This is a genomic window from Salmonella sp. SSDFZ54 (assembly GCF_004010735.1).
Classification (GTDB): Bacteria; Pseudomonadota; Gammaproteobacteria; order Enterobacterales; family Enterobacteriaceae; genus Salmonella; species Salmonella enterica.
Genome location: NZ_CP034819.1, coordinates 3,327,677 through 3,343,996 on the forward strand (window position 1 = coordinate 3,327,677; position 16,320 = coordinate 3,343,996).

Genomic DNA, 16,320 nt, shown 5'->3' on the forward strand with positions numbered 1-16,320 from the left:
AGGAAAAATAGAGATGAAAATATACTCAGCGCTATTGCTGGCGGGGACCGCGCTCTTTTTCACCCATCCCGCGCTGGCGACGGTTTGCCGTAATTCAAACGGGACGGCGACCGATATCTTTTACGACCTGTCAGATGTTTTCACCAGCGGCAATAATCAGCCGGGACAGGTGGTGACGCTGCCGGAAAAATCAGGTTGGGTCGGCGTAAACGCGACGTGCCCGGCGGGGACAACGGTAAATTATACCTACCGAAGCTATGTATCAGAATTACCGGTACGAAGCACCGAAGGAAATTTTAAATACCTCAAACTGAATGACTACCTTCTGGGCGCGATGAGCATCACCGATAGTGTCGCTGGCGTATTTTATCCGCCCCGTAACTATATTCGCATGGGCGTCGACTCTAACGTGTCGCAGCAAATGCCGTTTGGCGTGCAGGACTCAAAGCTGGTTTTTAAATTAAAAGTGATACGGCCTTTTATTAATATGGTGACGATCCCTCGCCAGACAATGTTTACTGTCTATGTGACGACCTCTACCGGCGACGCGTTGAGCACGCCGGTGTATACCATTAGCTACAGCGGCAAAGTGGAAGTACCGCAAAACTGTGAAGTGAATGCCGGACAGGTCGTGGAGTTTGATTTCGGCGATATCGGCGCGTCGTTATTTAGTCAGGCGGGGGCGGGTAATCGTCCGCAAGGCGTCACGCCGCAAACGAAAACTATCGCTATTAAATGTACCAACGTCGCGGCGCAGGCCTATTTATCGATGCGGCTTGAAGCCGAAAAGGCCTCAGGGCAGGCGATGGTGTCCGATAATCCGGATTTAGGCTTTGTAGTTGCTAATAGCAACGGTACGCCGCTCACACCCAATAATTTGTCGAGTAAAATTCCGTTTCATCTTGATGATAACGCCGCCGCTCGCGTAGGTATTCGCGCCTGGCCGATCAGCGTGACGGGGAATAAACCGGTGGAAGGGCCGTTTACTGCGCGCGGCTATCTACGAGTCGATTATGATTAAGGAGGTATAATGATCCTTCGGCGCGTTTTCATCACTATTGGTTGTGTTTTGTTCAGCCCGCTGAGTCAGGCCAACTCATCTCTGGGCGAAGTGAATATTGAACTGCGCGGTAACGTGGTGGATTTTACCTGCGCCGTGGTTGCGGGCGACAGTAACAAATCGGTTAACCTCGGCACCTGGCCGACAAAACAGCTTCACGCCGCCGGTGACGCTACGCAACCGGTAGCCTTTAGCCTAAAACTTGAAGGCTGCCCGCCGGGGTCGGCGTCTATAACGTTTTCCGGGACGCCAGCGCCCGGCACGGCATTACTGGCGCTTGCTGATACGGCAATGGCGCAAAAACTGGCGATTGAAATTCGCGATGGCGATCAACGTCGATTGCCGCTTGAACAGGCCAGCAAGGCCGTCGATATTGACAACAACGGCAATGCTACCCTGAAATTCTATGCGAACTATATCGCCTTAGCCGATGGCGTGCAGCCCGGACTTGCTAACGCGGATGCGACCTTCCTGATCAATTACAATTAGTGTCCGTTATTGTGGCTCCCGAACGATAATTCGTCGGGAGTACCTTTACAATAATTCGTGTGATTTGGCGTAATCGATAAGCTCAACGATAGAGTGAAGGCCAAGTTTAGAAAATATATTGGCCTTATGCGCGCTGATAGTCTTGTTACTCAATAAAAGTTGCTCGGCAATTTCTTTGTTAGACATTCCATTGGCCAGATAGCGCAGCACGGTAACTTCGCGGTTAGATAGTGGCATATCATGGTGCCCGCCTTTGGGGGGACGGGTATTACTGATGAAATTAAGCGTCTCAGATGGGAAAAAAGAATAGCCGGATAAAATCATTTTTACCGCATTATAAATATCATTGAGGTCTTTGCGTTTACTTACAAATCCGTTTGCGCCCGCTCTTATTGCTCTTCCGGCATAAAAAGCCTCTGATTTTGACGATAAAAAAAGTATCCGGGTATGTTCCTGGATAGATTTGATTCGTTTAAGTAAGGTAAAGCCGTCGGTGCCCGGTAATTCAATATCCAGAATGACAAGGTCAACAGGATAAGTGCGCAGATACTCTATCGCTGTTCGGCTATCATCCGTTTTCAGGACAACCTGAATATTGCTATTTTTACCGAGTAAAACTTCGATCGACATTCTTACAATAGGGTGTTCGTCCATAATGATAACAGATGCAGGTTTCATTGTTGTATGCCTCAGACTGTTATGCGTCCTTCGTTTTAGAATAAGCGTCAGACACCTTAAAGATTGTGAAATAGCCAGATCTACACACCACACAGTGGAGCAATAATAAAGAATGAGACCTCCCTGTTGACTGGCTATTTGGCGTAAGAGTAATAAATATGTGGAATATCCATTTCGCACCAACAAAAAAGAAATTTCTGATTAAGTAAAAACAATATGGATTATACCTGGTCTGATTTCTCGGAAAAGTCTTGCGAAATGCGAATTATGGATAGCGGGTAGGATGTTCTGTGGCGTTATAGAAAATTTGTTCGTGGTAGAGCTATTTTCTTTAAAGCTGACATTGAGTAGTTTAAACTGTTGTTTTTAAGTATAAAAATAATATGAAAGACTAATTGTTTAGTATTTGTTATGTAATAACAGAAACATGTTTACGCTGGAGACCTCAAAAAACGAGGAGGAACAGGGGACGGTGTAAGAAAAAAATTTTTATCGCTTACCAGGACGAGTTGTAAATATTAATTTTATGTGAAATATTTACATTTAATGGAAGTGAAAATAAGTAATTTCTTAAAAAATCTTATTCACCAAAACGTTACTTCGTTAAAAAATGTCGTGGAAAGTAACGTTTAGCTGCTGGACCAGCCGAAGAAAGCTTTGCCTGTGGGGAAGGTTAAGGAGGGTGATAAGTTGTTTAAGCCGGTAAACCACACGATGATAAGGTACGCTTTGCTGACGTGCTATTTCTTTTAAAGAGGCGCCTTGCGCTAAAGTTTCAATCATCAACCAGTCAGTACGGCTAAAGCTTTCCGATAAGCGAGGTTTGGAGGCTGATAACAAGGCTTCGCGTACTGAGGCCAGATTTTGTCGTCGCGACAGGACAAAAAAATGCCCGGCCATACGGATAAACTGTGTTATAGCGGGGGTTTTATCTGATACCAGCAGGTAAATCTGGATATCGCTTTGTTGCCAACTGAGCGCGCGTAGCTGGTTAAGCGCCTCAATACAGGAGACAGGTAGCGCCTCCATATCTACAATCAGTTGTCTGAGCGACCCCTTTTCAATCCACAAAGAAATGTCATCTAATGAGCGGAATGCTGCGGCACGTTTTCCGGAAAATAAGTAGTGACTCAGCGAATAGCCGAGGTAGTTGTCAGTTGTAATTATTGCCTGAGAAATGATACCAACCGGCAAGGCATAATTGAGCTGTTGGTTCAGTAACTCAAGGCGATCAAATATCTGCGGCGTTGGAGAGTGATAACGGTAGGCGCAGTCTTTGGCATTTCTTAAACGGCGGTGTCTTTCCCTGCGTGGTACGCTGCGCATCCTGCTTTTTCCATTGCTCTAATATATATCTGGTAATATGGCTGGCCATAAATAACCTTGTCCCATCGTTGCACCAGCGTAAAAAGCAATGCTTCGTTGCTCTGATGTTTCAATGCCTTCCATCAGCATTAACTGCTGAAAAAAAACTTCGCTATCATGTTCTGACGGAAGTTGCGTCAGGACCTCATAGCCGATTAATTGCGCAGTTGAGAGATGAACGATTGGCTCAGATTTTAACAATCCGCTGTTGAGATATAAATGACGTGTTGGCGAAGACGCCAGGTGTGGGGGATTTATCCTTTCCTTTAATAAAGTACCCTGTGCCACCAAACACTCCTCCAGGCATTTATGATGCAGCCATATATTTTCGACCCCTGAATCTATCAGGATATTATGGGCATCATTGTGGCAGCGTTAAAAAAATGCCTGTAGGTATCGTTACTTAATTATTGGTGAGATATTTCGTAAGCCTTGTAAAAAGTTAAGTGAGTTTACTTACTGAGTAAGAAATGAAGGTTAACTCTAATATACTTTAAAAACTGCTGCTCCGTTTTAACATGTAATTTTCGCATAATGCTCCGGCGGAGTGACTTTGTCTGCTCTTCAGAAAGTGAAAGTAAAGCAGCCGTTTCGCTTAAATGATAACCGCTGGCGATCAGTTTTAACAGGTGACGTTCTGTTACTGAAAAATGACGAGTCGTGCAGTAGTGACAAATGCCAGAAGGGACGCTATGTCGAAGCGCTCGTTTATGTAAGATCAATATCATTTTCCGGGTAATTTCTTCAATATCATCTTCCCGATAAATATGCGGCAGCATATACAGACATGGTCTGAACATGAGCTTTTCTTTATCGCATTTATTACAAATAATCACCCGTAGCTGATGTTGGGTATGCATAGGTATCTGGTAACAGCCTGCGCTGAACCAATCATCATCCAGGGCCAGGAAAGCGATATCGGCATTATCTATCTCTTCTGGCGGCAGAAAGTCAATTTTCTGCTGCCATTGATTCGCCAGACGCGTCATGATGATTTTCAAACCATGCTCAAAGTGACTGTTTTGTTCCTTAATAGCGATACTCAGCATAAAAAATATCCTACACGGCAGGTGAATCATGGTGAAATATTAAAGAAACTGATTGATTATCTAAATACTGGCGGCCTTAATTCCCACTTTATGCGTGCTGAGATGTGTCCAGGCGATTTCCTGGAACCTGGCATTGCGCCAGAAAAGACGATATTCGTACACTTAGTCAGCAACCAGAACAAAAGCCATTGACTCAGGAGTGCCTGACCGTATAATTCTCGCGTTTCGTCTACACGAAGTCTTCACTTCACAAGGCGCCCTTAGCTCAGTTGGATAGAGCAACGGCCTTCTAAGCCGTGGGTCGCAGGTTCGAATCCTGCAGGGCGCGCCATTGATAAATCAAGCAGTTACATCAAAAAAACTATCATCTAAAATTATTCTGCAGTGTAAGTATCAGGGTAAGTTTTAAATCATCCCTGTATTTTCGCATTATCTTGACCTTCCCCCTGTAAACAGTGCCAGTCTAAACTGAAGTTTCCGGTCTTTCTTCCATCTCACAGAAAGGCGCATTGTCATGAAAAAGACCCGTTATACCGAAGAACAGATTGCATTTGCCCTGAAACAGGCTGAAATCGGCACTCGCGTCGGGGAAGTCTGCAGAAAGATGGGAATTTCTGAGGCCACATTTTACAACTGGAAGAAAAAATTTGCCGGGCCGGGCGTGACGGAACTGCGGCGTCTGCGGCAACTGGAGGATGAGAATCAGCGGCTGAAGAAGCTGGTCGCTGAGCTGAGTCTGGACAAGGAGATGCTGCAGGAGGTACTGAAGCAAAAGTTCTGAGGCCGGCTCAGAAGCGCCTGGCGGTGATATTTTTGCTGGAGGCTTACCGTATCAGCGTCCGGCGGGGATGCGGGTTGCTGATGCAGAGCAGAACCGTTTACCACTGGCAGAGCCAGCGTGACGATCGGGCGATAACCCTGCGTATCCGGGAAATAGCGGAAACCCGGATACGCTACGGTTGCCCGCGTATTCATATTCAGTTGCGCCGGGAGGGATGGCCTGTTAACCACAAGAAAACCCACCGGATTTATTGTCCGGAAGGCCTGAACCTGCGCAGAAAACGCCCCCGCAGACATATCAGTGCAGCACGCCGTCAGCAGCGCCCGGTCCTGACGCATGTCGATCAGTGCCGGAGTATGGATTTTGTGTCAGATAATCTGTTTAACGGGCGGCGTTTTCGGGCGCTGACTGTAGTGGATAATTTTAGTCGGGAATGCCTGGCGATCCATGCCGGAAAATCGTTAAAAGGCGAGGATGTGGTCAGAATAATGGAGGCACTGCGGGTGCCGGATAAGCGGTTGCCGGTACGTATCCAGACGGATAACGGCAGCGAGTTTATCTCAAAAAGTCTGGATAAATGGGCGTATGAACACGGCGTCACAATGGACTTCTCACGTCCTGGAAAGCCGACAGATAACCCGTTTATTGAATCATTTAACGGCAGTCTGCGGGATGAATGCCTGAACATTCACTGGTTCCTGTCACTGGAAGATGCGCAGGAAAAAACCGACAACTGGCGCAGGGAATACAATCATGAGAGAATGCATTCGTCATTAAATGACATGACTCCGGCTGAATTTATCCGAAGTCTCCGGAAAGACGAAGATCTCTGATTTAGCACTGTACTGAATTTGGGCCAGGGCCACTTACAATTCTACTTCGTTAAAGGCTTTAGTGAAAAAACTAATGGAGAATTAGTTAGATTAACCTTTATAACACTTTAAATATGTAATAAAAGTGGGCGTGTACACCCACTTTTATTTTATAGTGAACATGCTATAGCTAATTAAACCTTACAACTATAGTTTCACCTACTAAACCAATAGAATACACATCATTTCGACTTTTTTCCCATCCATCATTAAGGGTGACATGATTTGTATATAGTTTAAATTTTTTGGAAAAAGGATTTCTTTGCATTAATACACCTGACCACATCCAGTCATTATTAATGATGCGCGGTATTAATATTTCCATAATGGGGTGTTTTTTTATTATATTTTCATTAGTTGATGTGTATGGCTCTACACCTATAAATTTTATATATTCAGCATTGTTCCCAATACCAAAGAATTGGATGTCTTGAGATATTCTATTAACAATATTTTCTTCAAACTTAAATTGTGCATTAATTGAGTGATACGCGCCGTAAGAAAAAAATGTAGACATTAATAAAACAAAAGAAAAATAAATTCTAAATATTAATTTTTTATCCCCAAATGCAGAATACATTGAGTAACAACAGAAAAACATAAAACCGCCCATCCCAACCAGTACTCTTGCAGCATAAATCGGTGAATTAAGTAGCAACATAGGGCCAATAATAAAAAATAAAGAAGCCAATAAACTAACAGCCAACAATGTTATCCTCATTGCTTTATTTTGTTCGCTTAATAAGATTCTTAAAACAATAATTAAAAAAGAAACAACCAACACTACCAGCATTGAGTAGTAAACAAAGCTATAAGCACCATCGAAAATGACGCTTATCATTTTATAGAATGAAACTATATTATTGTAAAGACTTTCAATAATATTCGAGTTTAACTCTATAATCTTGCTGTGCTCAATATTGTAACCACCAGTAACCAGTTTTTTTGCTATAAAAAAAGAGTATATCAAATATCCTGTTATCAGGCAAAATAGCGATGAAATAGTTTTATAAACTATTGACTTTAAGTCTTCACCACTTTTTATATCTGAAAGTATAAAAGTAAATAAAAATATAGAGTATATATTTAATGAGGCTTGATATAGACTGAGGTATGCAATTGTTAGAGTGACAGCGATTATGATGTTTGAAATTTCACGGCTGTACGATTTACGCGATGCCATAATTGATATGGCGACGCTCAAACACATTGTTAATGAATCATATTTATATGATAGGTTTTCTATGAAAAAAGGATTTGCTATAATCATCATAAAGCAAAGTACCGCTGTTATATAATCATCACCGAACAAATAATCTCTAATGTACGCTAATGAAATAACTAATACAGTCAATCCTAAAATCAATGGAAGTGGAGATAAGTCTGTAATTGGTAAGCCAAAATTTATTATATAAAATATAACATCAGCAAGAGGCCTGCCATTCTCAGACCAGCCTAGCCCACCATAAAGAGACCTTCCTAAATCATCAATGTAATATGCTTGTTGAGTTAGTAAAGGGAACGTGTAAATGAGTACCAAACTCAAAAAGATTGATACAAACATTTTGTCATTTCTATTAAACGTCACTTTATAATACCTTCTTTTTTAAGATATATTTAGGTCTTTTTTTGGTTTCTACGTAAATTCTACCAATATATTCTCCAAGAATACCTATTCCTATCAATTGAACGCCACCCAGGAAAAGTACAGAAACAAGAAGAGACGGGTAGCCAGGAACATTATTTCCAAATATTAATTTATCAATAATCATCCATGCACCGTAAAGGAATGACATACCTGCAATAAACAATCCAATGTAAGTCCATATGCGGAGCGGAAATGTTGAGAAAGAAGTTATTCCTTCCAGCGCCAGATTCCATAATTTCCAGCCATTGAATTTTGAATCGCCGGCAACACGCTCAGCGCGGGCGTATTCAACTACATCAGTCTTGCCGCCCACCCATGACAGAACGCCTTTCATAAACAGATTACGTTCTGGCATCTGTTTAATATTTTCGACGACCTCACGGCTCATTAACCGGAAATCACCGACGTTCTCTTCAATTTTCGGGTTGCTGATTTTATTATGCAGCTTATAAAACCATTCAGCTGTCTTACGCTTCATACGCCCGTCAGTTGAGCGGTCTGAGCGCTTAGCCAGCACCATATCTGCGCCAGCCTGCCATTTCTCGATGAGATGTGGGATGACTTCGACAGGGTCCTGCAGATCGACATCGATCGGAATTACAGCATCCCCCGTGGCATGGTCAAGCCCTGCGAACAATGCAGGCTCTTTGCCAAAATTACGGGTGAATGACAGGGGTACGACAAGCGAATCGGACTGTGCCAGAGCGTTAATTAACGATTCAGTGGCATCTCTGCTTCCGTCGTTGATAAAAACAATCTCAACTTCATACGGTTTTAGCTCTTCAAACTCGCGAACCGTTTTATAGAAAATAGGTATCGTGGTTTCTTCATTGAAGACCGGAACGACTAACGAGATTTTCATTTCGCATCCCTAAAGACAATGAACTTTGAATAAATGAATCCGCATATCAGGCTGATAGCTGAAAAGGTGATAAGAGTAAGGAGTGGTGGCAAGGAGCATTTGTCAGCCGTCCAGCCAACAACGGCGCTCAGTGTTCCCATAAATCCCACGTACATCATGTAGCGAAGCGTGGTGGTGCTGGCGTTAAAGGTGAAGCGCGCATTGGCATAGAAGCTGAACGATACAGCGACAACAAAACCGGAAAAGTTCGCCAGCGCCTGATGCGTATGCATCCCATACACACAAAAAGCAAATACGCCCCAATGAATGAGCGTGTTAAGAACACCGATCGATGTGTACTTAGCGAATAACTTCAACATTATGAAAATCAGCGGATTCGGAAAGGTCTGGAGTGTAGCACTACAAATTGTTTTGATCGATATAAACGATCAATAATGTAATTTTTGATAGTTTAAAATTATTATTTGCTTGTTGATTGATCGTTATTACCGATCAATCGGTGTTGCTGATTGCTAAGTTATTTGGGACAAAAACAGCACGCACAAAGCTTTGCATCGGCTTGCAAGGCTTTGCATGTTTTTCGAAGATGGGGCGAGTGTGAGTGCCGTAGTAATGGGATAACTTGTTGTTAGCTCAAGTAGTTCCAGAAACATCTAAGCCGTGGGTCGCAGGTTCGAATCCTGCAGGGCGCGCCATTTAACCTCTCAAAATTACGTTAATCCGTAAGCTTCTGCGGCGGCGACGTTGCGCCATCCGCAGTACGTGACGCTAATATGCAAATAACTAATTGCGTTTAATCTGTTTATGGTGCTCCTCAGCCTGGATCTCGTGGGCGAAAGAATGGGCATTATTCATCGATTGATGGATGACCATTGCTTTTTCATAGTCGTCCATTTCAGAAAAGGGTGTCGCATTTTCCACAGTAGTTGGGGCGCTGGGTTTCTGTGTCTGAGCCATTTGCTGATGCGCGAAGGCGTCACCGTTATTCATCATCTCATGCGCCGTGGCGGATAATTGGCGGGATTCCATTTTCTCTGCGGCTTTTACGCCAGCTGAAATAAAAAAACGACAGCTAAAAGGGATGTAATCTTATTTATCTTATTTCTCCGGTGTGGGTTAATAAGAGAAATAATAAAACAGTCGTTGGGTCTGGCGCGTGACGGGATAATGACGATGATGTCAGAGTATTTTGCTGGCTAGTGATAGCGCCTTTCACTATCGCTACAGTTCAACGGAGGTGTTTGGGTAATGTCAAAATAAAACGAGTAGCGCGCGTATCGGAGGTGACAGAAACTTTTCCCTGATGCGCAATGACGATGGATTTTACAATTGCCAGGCCTATACCGCTGCCTTCCCCTTTACGCAGGCGGTAGGGATCAACCCGATAAAAACGATCGAAAAGGCGCGGCAAATGTTCCGGCGCGATTGGCGTACCGGGGTTTTCAACAATAATATGTATCTGGTCGTCCGCTTCTTTTATCCGAAGAGTAATGGTTTTACCTGGCGGCGTATAGCGCATCGCATTAGAAAGTAAATTACTGATAGCTCTGCGCAGCATGATGGGATCGCCTGTGATCCAGCAGGCGCGGCCTTCAAAGCGCAAGCTCCCAACACCTTTTCGGCAGAAAAACTCGATGAGGCGCTTTACCACGGGGCGGTGCTCCGGGTGCGGTCAAAAACCATGACGGTAGCGGTGATTATCGCCGGTCTGCTGCCTGTTTTATGGGGGACCGGCGCGGGTTCTGAGGTGATGAGCCGTATTGCCGCGCCGATGATTGGCGGCATGATTACCGCGCCGTTGCTGTCGCTGTTCATCATTCCGGCAGCCTACAAGCTGATGTGGCTGCGCAGGCATCGTCGCCTTGCGGCATAACGTGTGTCGCCCGCCTGCGGCGTCAAACTGTAGGCGGGTTCAGCCTACGTTTATCGTCCGAGCGCGCTGACCCGTTTGCGGTACTCGCCTGGTGTACAACCGAATTCACGGACAAAAGCTTTGTGAAAAGAAGATTCGCTCGCATAACCTACCGACTCGGCAATCACCATCACCGGCAGCGCTTCACGCGACAGGGTCTGGGCGGCGATTTGCAGGCGCAGCGTTGTTAACACGGCTAAGGGCGTCGTCGCGGACACGTCGCGAAATAGCTGGGCGAAGCTCGCCCGCGACATGTGTACCCGTTGCGCCAGCGTTTCGACCGTCCAGGGATGCGCCGGTGTTTCCAGCATGTGAAGGATCACGCGGCCCAGCCGGGGATGCAGCAATAAATTGAGCACGCTTTTCGCCGTGCCAGCCTGCGATAGCCAGTCGCGAACGGCGAGGGTAAACAGCGTGGCGCACTGCTGACTGTATAAGACATCAGCGCCAGGCAAATGGCGTTCTGACTCCTGCTGTAACAGCAAAATGGCGGCGTTAAGCCAGATACTGGCGGGGCTATGCGGCGGCGGGGCAAGACATAACACTTCCGGCAACGCGGTAAGGAAATAACGTGACGTCGTGTGCAGACGTAGACTACCGCACACGATATGTGTCGGTGCTTCGTCAGACTGGCGCAAACGGTGGGCGGAGTTTTGTGGCAGAATCACCACCTTTCCCGGCGTAAGCGTCATGGCGTCGCCGGTAGGCATTTCCAGTTGCGCTTCGCCCTGCGTAACGGTATGCCAGCGAATCACCGATAGCTCGCCAGCGGCGTGCGGCAACTGCCAGTCGCCGCCTAACGGGCAATTCTTGTCGATTGAGCCCTGAGGGGCGTTAAGCGTCAATAGCCGACTAAGCGCATCCATATAGACTCCAAAACAGATTCTTTTTCAAAAATAGGGATAACCATTTCTGTCTCTGATCACTATATTTCGGACTCAATGTCATTTCTACTCTTGTTTTTGCTAACCGCCAATTTAGACGATAAGACAAAAAATGACGCGTTGCGGATAACCCTGTTTTTTTTGACGTTATTTATACTTGTCCTGACAAACAGATGGTGATTTGGCGGAGAAAGAAGATGACACAGTATCAGGCGCTCATTATTGGTTTTGGCAAGGCAGGAAAAACGTTGGCGGCAACTCTGGCGAAGACGGGATGGCGCGTGGCGATTATCGAACAGTCCGCCAGTATGTTCGGCGGAACCTGCATCAACATTGGCTGTATTCCAACGAAAACGCTGGTGCATGACGCGGAACGTGAGGGCGATTTTTCTGTCGCCATGCAACGCAAAGCGGCGGTCGTAAATTTTTTACGCAACAAAAATTTTCATAATCTTGCCGACCTGGACAATGTCGATGTGATTGAGGGAAGGGCGGAGTTTATTGATAACCATACCTTACGGGTATTTCAGGCGGACGGCGAGCGGGTGTTACGGGGAGAAAAGATCTTCATTAATACTGGCGCAGAGTCGGTGATCCCGGCTATTACGGGCTTAACAACGACGGCAGGGGTGTTCGATAGCACCGGGCTACTCAGCCTGAGCCAGCGTCCGGCGCGGCTGGGGATTTTAGGCGGTGGTTATATTGGCCTTGAATTTGCCTCAATGTTCGCCAACTTTGGTACGAAGGTCACTATCTTTGAAGCAGCGCCGCAATTCCTGCCTCGTGAAGATCGGGATATCGCGCAGGCAATTACCCGCATTTTACAGGAAAAGGGCGTCGAGCTGATTTTAAACGCCAACGTACAGGCCGTATCCTCAAAGGAGGGCGCGGTACAAGTAGAAACGCCGGAAGGCGCGCATCTTGTGGATGCCCTGCTGGTGGCGTCGGGGCGAAAACCGGCGACGGCTGGCTTACAGTTGCAGAACGCCGGCGTGGCGGTGAACGAACGCGGCGGGATCATCGTGGATGATTACCTGCGTACCACGGCGGACAATATCTGGGCGATGGGCGACGTTACCGGTGGGTTGCAGTTTACCTATATTTCACTGGATGATTTTCGTATTGTACGCGACGGGTTATTGGGAGATGGCAAACGCAGTACCCGCGATCGCCAGAACGTCCCGTATTCCGTCTTTATGACGCCGCCGCTCTCTCGTGTCGGGCTGACGGAAGAACAAGCGCGGGCAAGCGGCGCAACGGTGCAGGTGGTGACATTACCGGTGGCGGCGATCCCTCGCGCCCGTGTTATGAACGATACCCGTGGCGTACTAAAAGCGGTAGTGGACGTGAATACGCAGCGTATTGTAGGGGTGTCATTGTTATGCGTTGATTCTCATGAAATGATTAATATCGTTAAAACCGTTATGGATGCAGATTTACCTTATACGGTGTTACGCGACCAGATATTTACCCATCCTACAATGAGTGAGTCTTTAAACGATCTCTTCTCTCTCATTAAGTAAAACATAAATAACGTAGCCCTGTTAATCAGGGCTTTTTTTTGCCTGTCAGGCTATAAAAATACGCCAGGACAAATATGCTGGCGTCTGAAAGAAAAGGCTTTAGTCAGGCGTAACGTATTATAACACCATTGAAATAACCCACGACTGGAAATCTCGATGTTAAAAGTTACCACGCTTATTGCTTCATTATTGGCTGCGCCGCTGGCGTTTTCCGCTTCCGCCCAGCCGCTAACCGACGTTGAATATATCAGCGTTTCTGCGGTGGCAGCAACGCCGTCAATGCTTGAAGACGCTATTGCCAGACTGGCGCAAAGTAAACAGGCGTCGTCATGGAAAATTACGTCCATGCGTATTGATAATACGGGTTACGCCACTGCGATATTATATAAATAAGGAGAGCCTGAGATGGATAAATATCTTCGTCTGTTAAGCCAGGGGGATCGGCTGGGATTAACATTAATTCGCCTGAGTATCGCCATCGTTTTTATCTGGATTGGACTACTAAAATTTGTGCCCTATGAGGCAGACAGTATTACCCCGTTTGTAGCGAACAGCCCGTTTATGTCTTTTTTCTATGAACATCCGGAAGAATATCGTCAGCATCTGACTCATGAGGGCGAACTAAAACCGGAGGAACGCGCCTGGCAAACCGCCAATAATACGTATGCGTTTTCGGATGGTCTGGGCGTGGTGGAATTGATTATCGCGGCGCTGGTACTGGCTAACCCTGTCAGCCGCTGGTTAGGGCTGGCAGGCGGCGTGCTGGCATTCCTGACGCCATTTGTCACGCTGTCGTTTTTAATCACTACGCCGGAGGCCTGGGTTATGCCGCTGGGCGATGCGCATTATGGTTTTCCGTATTTATCGGGCGCCGGGCGGCTGGTATTAAAAGATACGTTAATGCTGGCAGGTGCGGTGATGATCATGGCGGACTCCGCCCGTTCGTTACTTTTACAGCGACAGTAGCGACCCTCTTACCCTCTTTATGCCGCGATTCGTCGGGTGGCGCTTGCGCCATCCGACAATGTGTTGATGAATGATGGACTACCCTGACAGAAGTTCCTGTTCCACCTGTTGAACCTGCGCCTCCAGCGTATTGCGAATTTCGGTTAGCGCCCGTTCCTGCTCGGAGAAATAGGCTTCCTTATCCGCAACGGAAGAGGCGAGCCGCCAGGCGTTTTCCGTTTCCAGTTGCGTTATCTCTTTCAACAGCGCGTCGATTTGCGTGCGGAGCTGGCGTATTTTATGGCGCAGATGTTCCAGGTTATTTAGCCTGTCGCTTGCCATCATCGGTTCCAGACCGCTTTGCAGCTGCGTCAATAATGCGCGAATTGCCGCCAGATCGGCATTCTGCCGCGCCTGATTAAGCTGTACCATCATCTGGTGCGCTTTTTCTTTCAATTCATCGGCGACCACATCCGGGTGACACAGGCGGCTGGCCTGGCGCCACAAACGTTTTAATTCACTGCGTTCGTCAGCCGACAAACGTTGATCGCGGGTGTAGCGGAATTGCGCTTCCTGCTGCTGCTCCCGGTACTGGTGATAGTCCTGTTCCGCATTTTCCTGCGCCTGGCGGAATGCGCTGTCGTCCTGATGGGAAAAATCCGCTTCCAGCTCGCGAATTTCCGCCAGCAACGCGGTGATTAACTCCGTCTGCTGCTGGATTCGCTGACGGATGCCCACCGCTTCGCGCGAGGCGGCATTCAATCCTGTCCACTGTTGTTTTAGCGTTGCCAGTTGATCCACGGCCTGGGAAATAAATTGCAGGCAGGATTGATAATCCTTTTCCCGGCGTTTTATTTCGGCCTCTTGCTTACGCTGCATACTCACCGCGAGCTGTTTACGCAACTCCAGAATACGGCTCATCAACGGCCCGAGGCGCAGATGATAGAGGTCGTTGAAATCGTCGAGGATTTGTACCCGCGCATTTCGTTTGTCAATCAGATCGCGAAGTTGGGCTTCAAGTGCTTTCAGCTCCAGCTTACTGGCGGCAATAGAGGGATCTTGCCACGTCGAGAGCGCCCGTTGAGCCTGTAGCCAGGCGGCGATCTCTTGCATGGCGTCACTGAATCGACGAGCTTCAATTGCCTGGGCAATGGCGCTGATTACGGCATCCTGCGGCTCATTTTTCAGGTAGATGAGCTGCTGACGGATAATCTCTTCGTCCTCAAGTTCAATGGCGCTTTTGATGATCTCTAAACGTTTGATGATCTTATTCATGACGTTGATGCCTGGCGTGGCTCAAAAACGGATAACAGACACCAGGTCTGATTCACCTTTTTGAAAATACTGAAAAAATACTAAATGTATTCTGTAGGGTGTCGTACTTTTCGTCCAGAGTTATTCACATATTTTATACTCGGCGTCTGTCACCCGTAACGTTCTATATCGGCGCGCACTCTTTTCTTTTTACTCCCCGCGACATCTTTTTTTACACGATAACGTTAACGTCCGGAGTTGAGCCTTGACAAACGATTGCGCCTTGCGGCAGCGAGAGCGAAATGTTAAAAGGTGCCCCTCAATAAAAACGATACAGGGGTAGGACGTGAAAAACGCGTCAACTGCATCCGGCGCCAGCGTGTCGGATGCCGCGTCGAAGAATGAACCGACGCTTCAGCGGGGGTTGCAAAACCGCCATATTCAGCTAATTGCGCTGGGCGGCGCCATTGGCACCGGACTGTTTCTGGGCATCGGCCCGGCGATTCAAATGGCGGGGCCGGCTGTTTTGTTGGGCTATGGCGTTGCCGGGATTATCGCTTTTCTCATTATGCGCCAGTTGGGTGAAATGGTCGTGGAAGAGCCGGTTTCCGGATCGTTTGCCCACTTCGCCTGGAAATATTGGGGGCCGTTTGCGGGCTTTTTGTCGGGCTGGAACTATTGGGTCATGTTTGTGCTGGTCGGGATGGCGGAGCTGACCGCGGCGGGCATCTATATGCAGTACTGGCTGCCTGACGTACCAACATGGATTTGGGCGGCGGCGTTTTTTATTATCATTAATGCCGTAAATCTGGTGAACGTTCGTCTGTATGGCGAAACGGAATTCTGGTTCGCGCTCATTAAAGTGCTGGCGATTATCGGCATGATACCCATATAATGCGCCTACTTATCAGCCTTTGGGACGTTGGGACGGTATTTTTCACTATATACCCCCAAGTTTTTAGACATGAAAAAAGCTCGATATATTATAAATATATCGA

Annotated in this window: 16 protein-coding genes, 1 tRNA gene and 3 pseudogenes; 9 read left to right on the forward strand and 11 right to left on the reverse strand. The window is 46.8% G+C overall.

Features of this window, described 5'->3' with window-relative positions; translation table 11 throughout:
- Window positions 1–13 precede the first annotated feature (13 nt).
- Together fimH and sfmF are read left to right on the forward strand one after the other, a co-directional pair.
- Window positions 14–1,021, forward strand: a complete 1,008-nt coding sequence (fimH, locus tag EOS97_RS16400; RefSeq protein ID WP_000708664.1) for a type 1 fimbria D-mannose specific adhesin FimH — start codon at window positions 14–16, stop codon at window positions 1,019–1,021.
- Between the two features lie 9 nt (window positions 1,022–1,030).
- Window positions 1,031–1,549, forward strand: a complete 519-nt coding sequence (gene sfmF / locus EOS97_RS16405) for a fimbria assembly protein (RefSeq protein WP_000603410.1) — start codon at window positions 1,031–1,033, stop codon at window positions 1,547–1,549.
- Between the two features lie 45 nt (window positions 1,550–1,594).
- Here sfmF and fimZ read toward each other — a convergent pair whose 3' ends face one another.
- The 4 genes from fimZ to fimW form a co-directional block, all read right to left on the reverse strand.
- A complete protein-coding gene (gene fimZ, locus EOS97_RS16410) occupies window positions 1,595–2,227 on the reverse strand; it encodes a fimbria biosynthesis transcriptional regulator FimZ (RefSeq protein ID WP_000801272.1) in 633 nt (210 codons plus the stop codon).
- Between the two features lie 603 nt (window positions 2,228–2,830).
- Window positions 2,831–3,553, reverse strand: coding sequence for a fimbria biosynthesis regulator FimY (gene fimY / locus EOS97_RS16415; protein WP_127836179.1), 723 nt, complete (start codon window positions 3,551–3,553; stop codon window positions 2,831–2,833).
- An 18-nt stretch (window positions 3,554–3,571) separates the two neighbouring features.
- Window positions 3,572–3,883 (reverse strand): hypothetical protein, encoded by a 312-nt coding sequence (locus EOS97_RS16420; RefSeq protein WP_000226491.1) that lies wholly within the window; start codon window positions 3,881–3,883, stop codon window positions 3,572–3,574.
- Between the two features lie 161 nt (window positions 3,884–4,044).
- Window positions 4,045–4,641 carry a fimbria biosynthesis transcriptional regulator FimW gene (gene fimW / locus EOS97_RS16425; RefSeq protein ID WP_000948627.1) on the reverse strand — a complete coding sequence of 199 codons (597 nt, stop codon included), beginning with the start codon at window positions 4,639–4,641 and terminating at the stop codon, window positions 4,045–4,047.
- Window positions 4,642–4,895: 254 nt separating this feature from the next.
- Between fimW and EOS97_RS16435 the strand changes: the two genes are divergently transcribed.
- Together EOS97_RS16435 and EOS97_RS16440 are read left to right on the forward strand one after the other, a co-directional pair.
- A tRNA-Arg gene (locus EOS97_RS16435) sits at window positions 4,896–4,972 on the forward strand.
- Window positions 4,973–5,155: 183 nt separating this feature from the next.
- A protein-coding gene (locus EOS97_RS16440; protein WP_086013477.1) for an IS3 family transposase occupies window positions 5,156–6,255 on the forward strand; the annotation gives its coding sequence in 2 pieces (ribosomal slippage) (window positions 5,156–5,411 and window positions 5,411–6,255; 1,101 coding nt in all).
- Between the two features lie 169 nt (window positions 6,256–6,424).
- On the opposite strand, the gene EOS97_RS16445 is transcribed toward EOS97_RS16440, so the two are convergent.
- From EOS97_RS16445 to EOS97_RS16465, 5 genes and pseudogenes are all read right to left on the reverse strand, one after another.
- The gene (locus EOS97_RS16445; RefSeq protein ID WP_023166277.1) at window positions 6,425–7,882 is read right to left on the reverse strand and encodes a glucosyltransferase domain-containing protein; all 1,458 of its coding nucleotides are present in this window, start codon (window positions 7,880–7,882) and stop codon (window positions 6,425–6,427) included.
- Between the two features lies 1 nt (window position 7,883).
- Complete coding sequence (locus tag EOS97_RS16450; protein ID WP_000703665.1) at window positions 7,884–8,804, reverse strand: glycosyltransferase family 2 protein; 921 nt, start codon at window positions 8,802–8,804, stop codon at window positions 7,884–7,886.
- Window positions 8,801–9,163 carry a GtrA family protein gene (locus EOS97_RS16455; protein ID WP_000915529.1) on the reverse strand — a complete coding sequence of 121 codons (363 nt, stop codon included), beginning with the start codon at window positions 9,161–9,163 and terminating at the stop codon, window positions 8,801–8,803. The genes EOS97_RS16450 and EOS97_RS16455 overlap by 4 nt, the downstream gene beginning before the upstream one ends.
- 424 nt (window positions 9,164–9,587) lie before the next feature.
- Complete coding sequence (locus EOS97_RS16460) at window positions 9,588–9,833, reverse strand: copper-binding protein (protein WP_000445905.1); 246 nt, start codon at window positions 9,831–9,833, stop codon at window positions 9,588–9,590.
- 199 nt (window positions 9,834–10,032) lie between these two features.
- Window positions 10,033–10,407 (reverse strand): annotated as a pseudogene (locus EOS97_RS16465) (ATP-binding protein); the annotation flags it as partial.
- Between the two features lie 9 nt (window positions 10,408–10,416).
- Between EOS97_RS16465 and EOS97_RS16470 the strand changes: the two are divergent.
- Window positions 10,417–10,677 (forward strand): annotated as a pseudogene (locus EOS97_RS16470) (efflux RND transporter permease subunit); the annotation flags it as partial.
- A 50-nt stretch (window positions 10,678–10,727) separates the two neighbouring features.
- Here the strand turns inward: EOS97_RS16470 and rclR are convergent.
- Window positions 10,728–11,582, reverse strand: coding sequence for a reactive chlorine-specific transcriptional regulator RclR (rclR, locus tag EOS97_RS16475; RefSeq protein ID WP_000339615.1), 855 nt, complete (start codon window positions 11,580–11,582; stop codon window positions 10,728–10,730).
- A 215-nt stretch (window positions 11,583–11,797) separates the two neighbouring features.
- On the opposite strand from rclR, the gene rclA reads away from it, so the two are divergent.
- From rclA to rclC, 3 genes are all read left to right on the forward strand, one after another.
- Entirely contained in the window at window positions 11,798–13,123 is a 1,326-nt protein-coding gene (gene rclA, locus EOS97_RS16480) for a reactive chlorine resistance oxidoreductase RclA (RefSeq protein WP_000195935.1), read from the forward strand.
- Between the two features lie 156 nt (window positions 13,124–13,279).
- Window positions 13,280–13,516, forward strand: a complete 237-nt coding sequence (gene rclB, locus EOS97_RS16485) for a reactive chlorine resistance periplasmic protein RclB (protein ID WP_000922168.1) — start codon at window positions 13,280–13,282, stop codon at window positions 13,514–13,516.
- A gap of 12 nt (window positions 13,517–13,528) precedes the next feature.
- A complete protein-coding gene (gene rclC, locus EOS97_RS16490) occupies window positions 13,529–14,089 on the forward strand; it encodes a reactive chlorine resistance membrane protein RclC (RefSeq protein ID WP_000362177.1) in 561 nt (186 codons plus the stop codon).
- A 78-nt stretch (window positions 14,090–14,167) separates the two neighbouring features.
- Here the strand turns inward: rclC and EOS97_RS16495 are convergent, their stop codons facing one another.
- On the reverse strand, window positions 14,168–15,343 hold the full coding sequence (locus tag EOS97_RS16495) for a DnaJ family molecular chaperone (protein ID WP_001033459.1): 1,176 nt from the start codon (window positions 15,341–15,343) through the stop codon (window positions 14,168–14,170).
- A 325-nt stretch (window positions 15,344–15,668) separates the two neighbouring features.
- On the opposite strand from EOS97_RS16495, the pseudogene EOS97_RS16500 reads away from it, so the two are divergent.
- Window positions 15,669–16,208 (forward strand): annotated as a pseudogene (locus EOS97_RS16500) (amino acid permease); the annotation flags it as partial.
- Window positions 16,209–16,320: the final 112 nt, after the last annotated feature.

What these genes read in the sequence shown, in the direction of transcription:
- fimH (WP_000708664.1), top strand. Translation starts at nt 14, where the DNA reads ATGAAAATATACTCAGCGCTATTGCTGGCGGGGACCGCGCTCTTTTTC.
- sfmF (WP_000603410.1), top strand. Translation starts at nt 1,031, where the DNA reads ATGATCCTTCGGCGCGTTTTCATCACTATTGGTTGTGTTTTGTTCAGC.
- fimZ (WP_000801272.1), bottom strand. Translation starts at nt 2,227, where the DNA reads ATGAAACCTGCATCTGTTATCATTATGGACGAACACCCTATTGTAAGA.
- fimY (WP_127836179.1), bottom strand. Translation starts at nt 3,553, where the DNA reads ATGCGCAGCGTACCACGCAGGGAAAGACACCGCCGTTTAAGAAATGCC.
- fimW (WP_000948627.1), bottom strand. Translation starts at nt 4,641, where the DNA reads ATGCTGAGTATCGCTATTAAGGAACAAAACAGTCACTTTGAGCATGGT.
- EOS97_RS16450 (WP_000703665.1), bottom strand. Translation starts at nt 8,804, where the DNA reads ATGAAAATCTCGTTAGTCGTTCCGGTCTTCAATGAAGAAACCACGATA.
- EOS97_RS16455 (WP_000915529.1), bottom strand. Translation starts at nt 9,163, where the DNA reads ATGTTGAAGTTATTCGCTAAGTACACATCGATCGGTGTTCTTAACACG.
- EOS97_RS16460 (WP_000445905.1), bottom strand. Translation starts at nt 9,833, where the DNA reads ATGGAATCCCGCCAATTATCCGCCACGGCGCATGAGATGATGAATAAC.
- rclR (WP_000339615.1), bottom strand. Translation starts at nt 11,582, where the DNA reads ATGGATGCGCTTAGTCGGCTATTGACGCTTAACGCCCCTCAGGGCTCA.
- rclA (WP_000195935.1), top strand. Translation starts at nt 11,798, where the DNA reads ATGACACAGTATCAGGCGCTCATTATTGGTTTTGGCAAGGCAGGAAAA.
- rclB (WP_000922168.1), top strand. Translation starts at nt 13,280, where the DNA reads ATGTTAAAAGTTACCACGCTTATTGCTTCATTATTGGCTGCGCCGCTG.
- rclC (WP_000362177.1), top strand. Translation starts at nt 13,529, where the DNA reads ATGGATAAATATCTTCGTCTGTTAAGCCAGGGGGATCGGCTGGGATTA.
- EOS97_RS16495 (WP_001033459.1), bottom strand. Translation starts at nt 15,343, where the DNA reads ATGAATAAGATCATCAAACGTTTAGAGATCATCAAAAGCGCCATTGAA.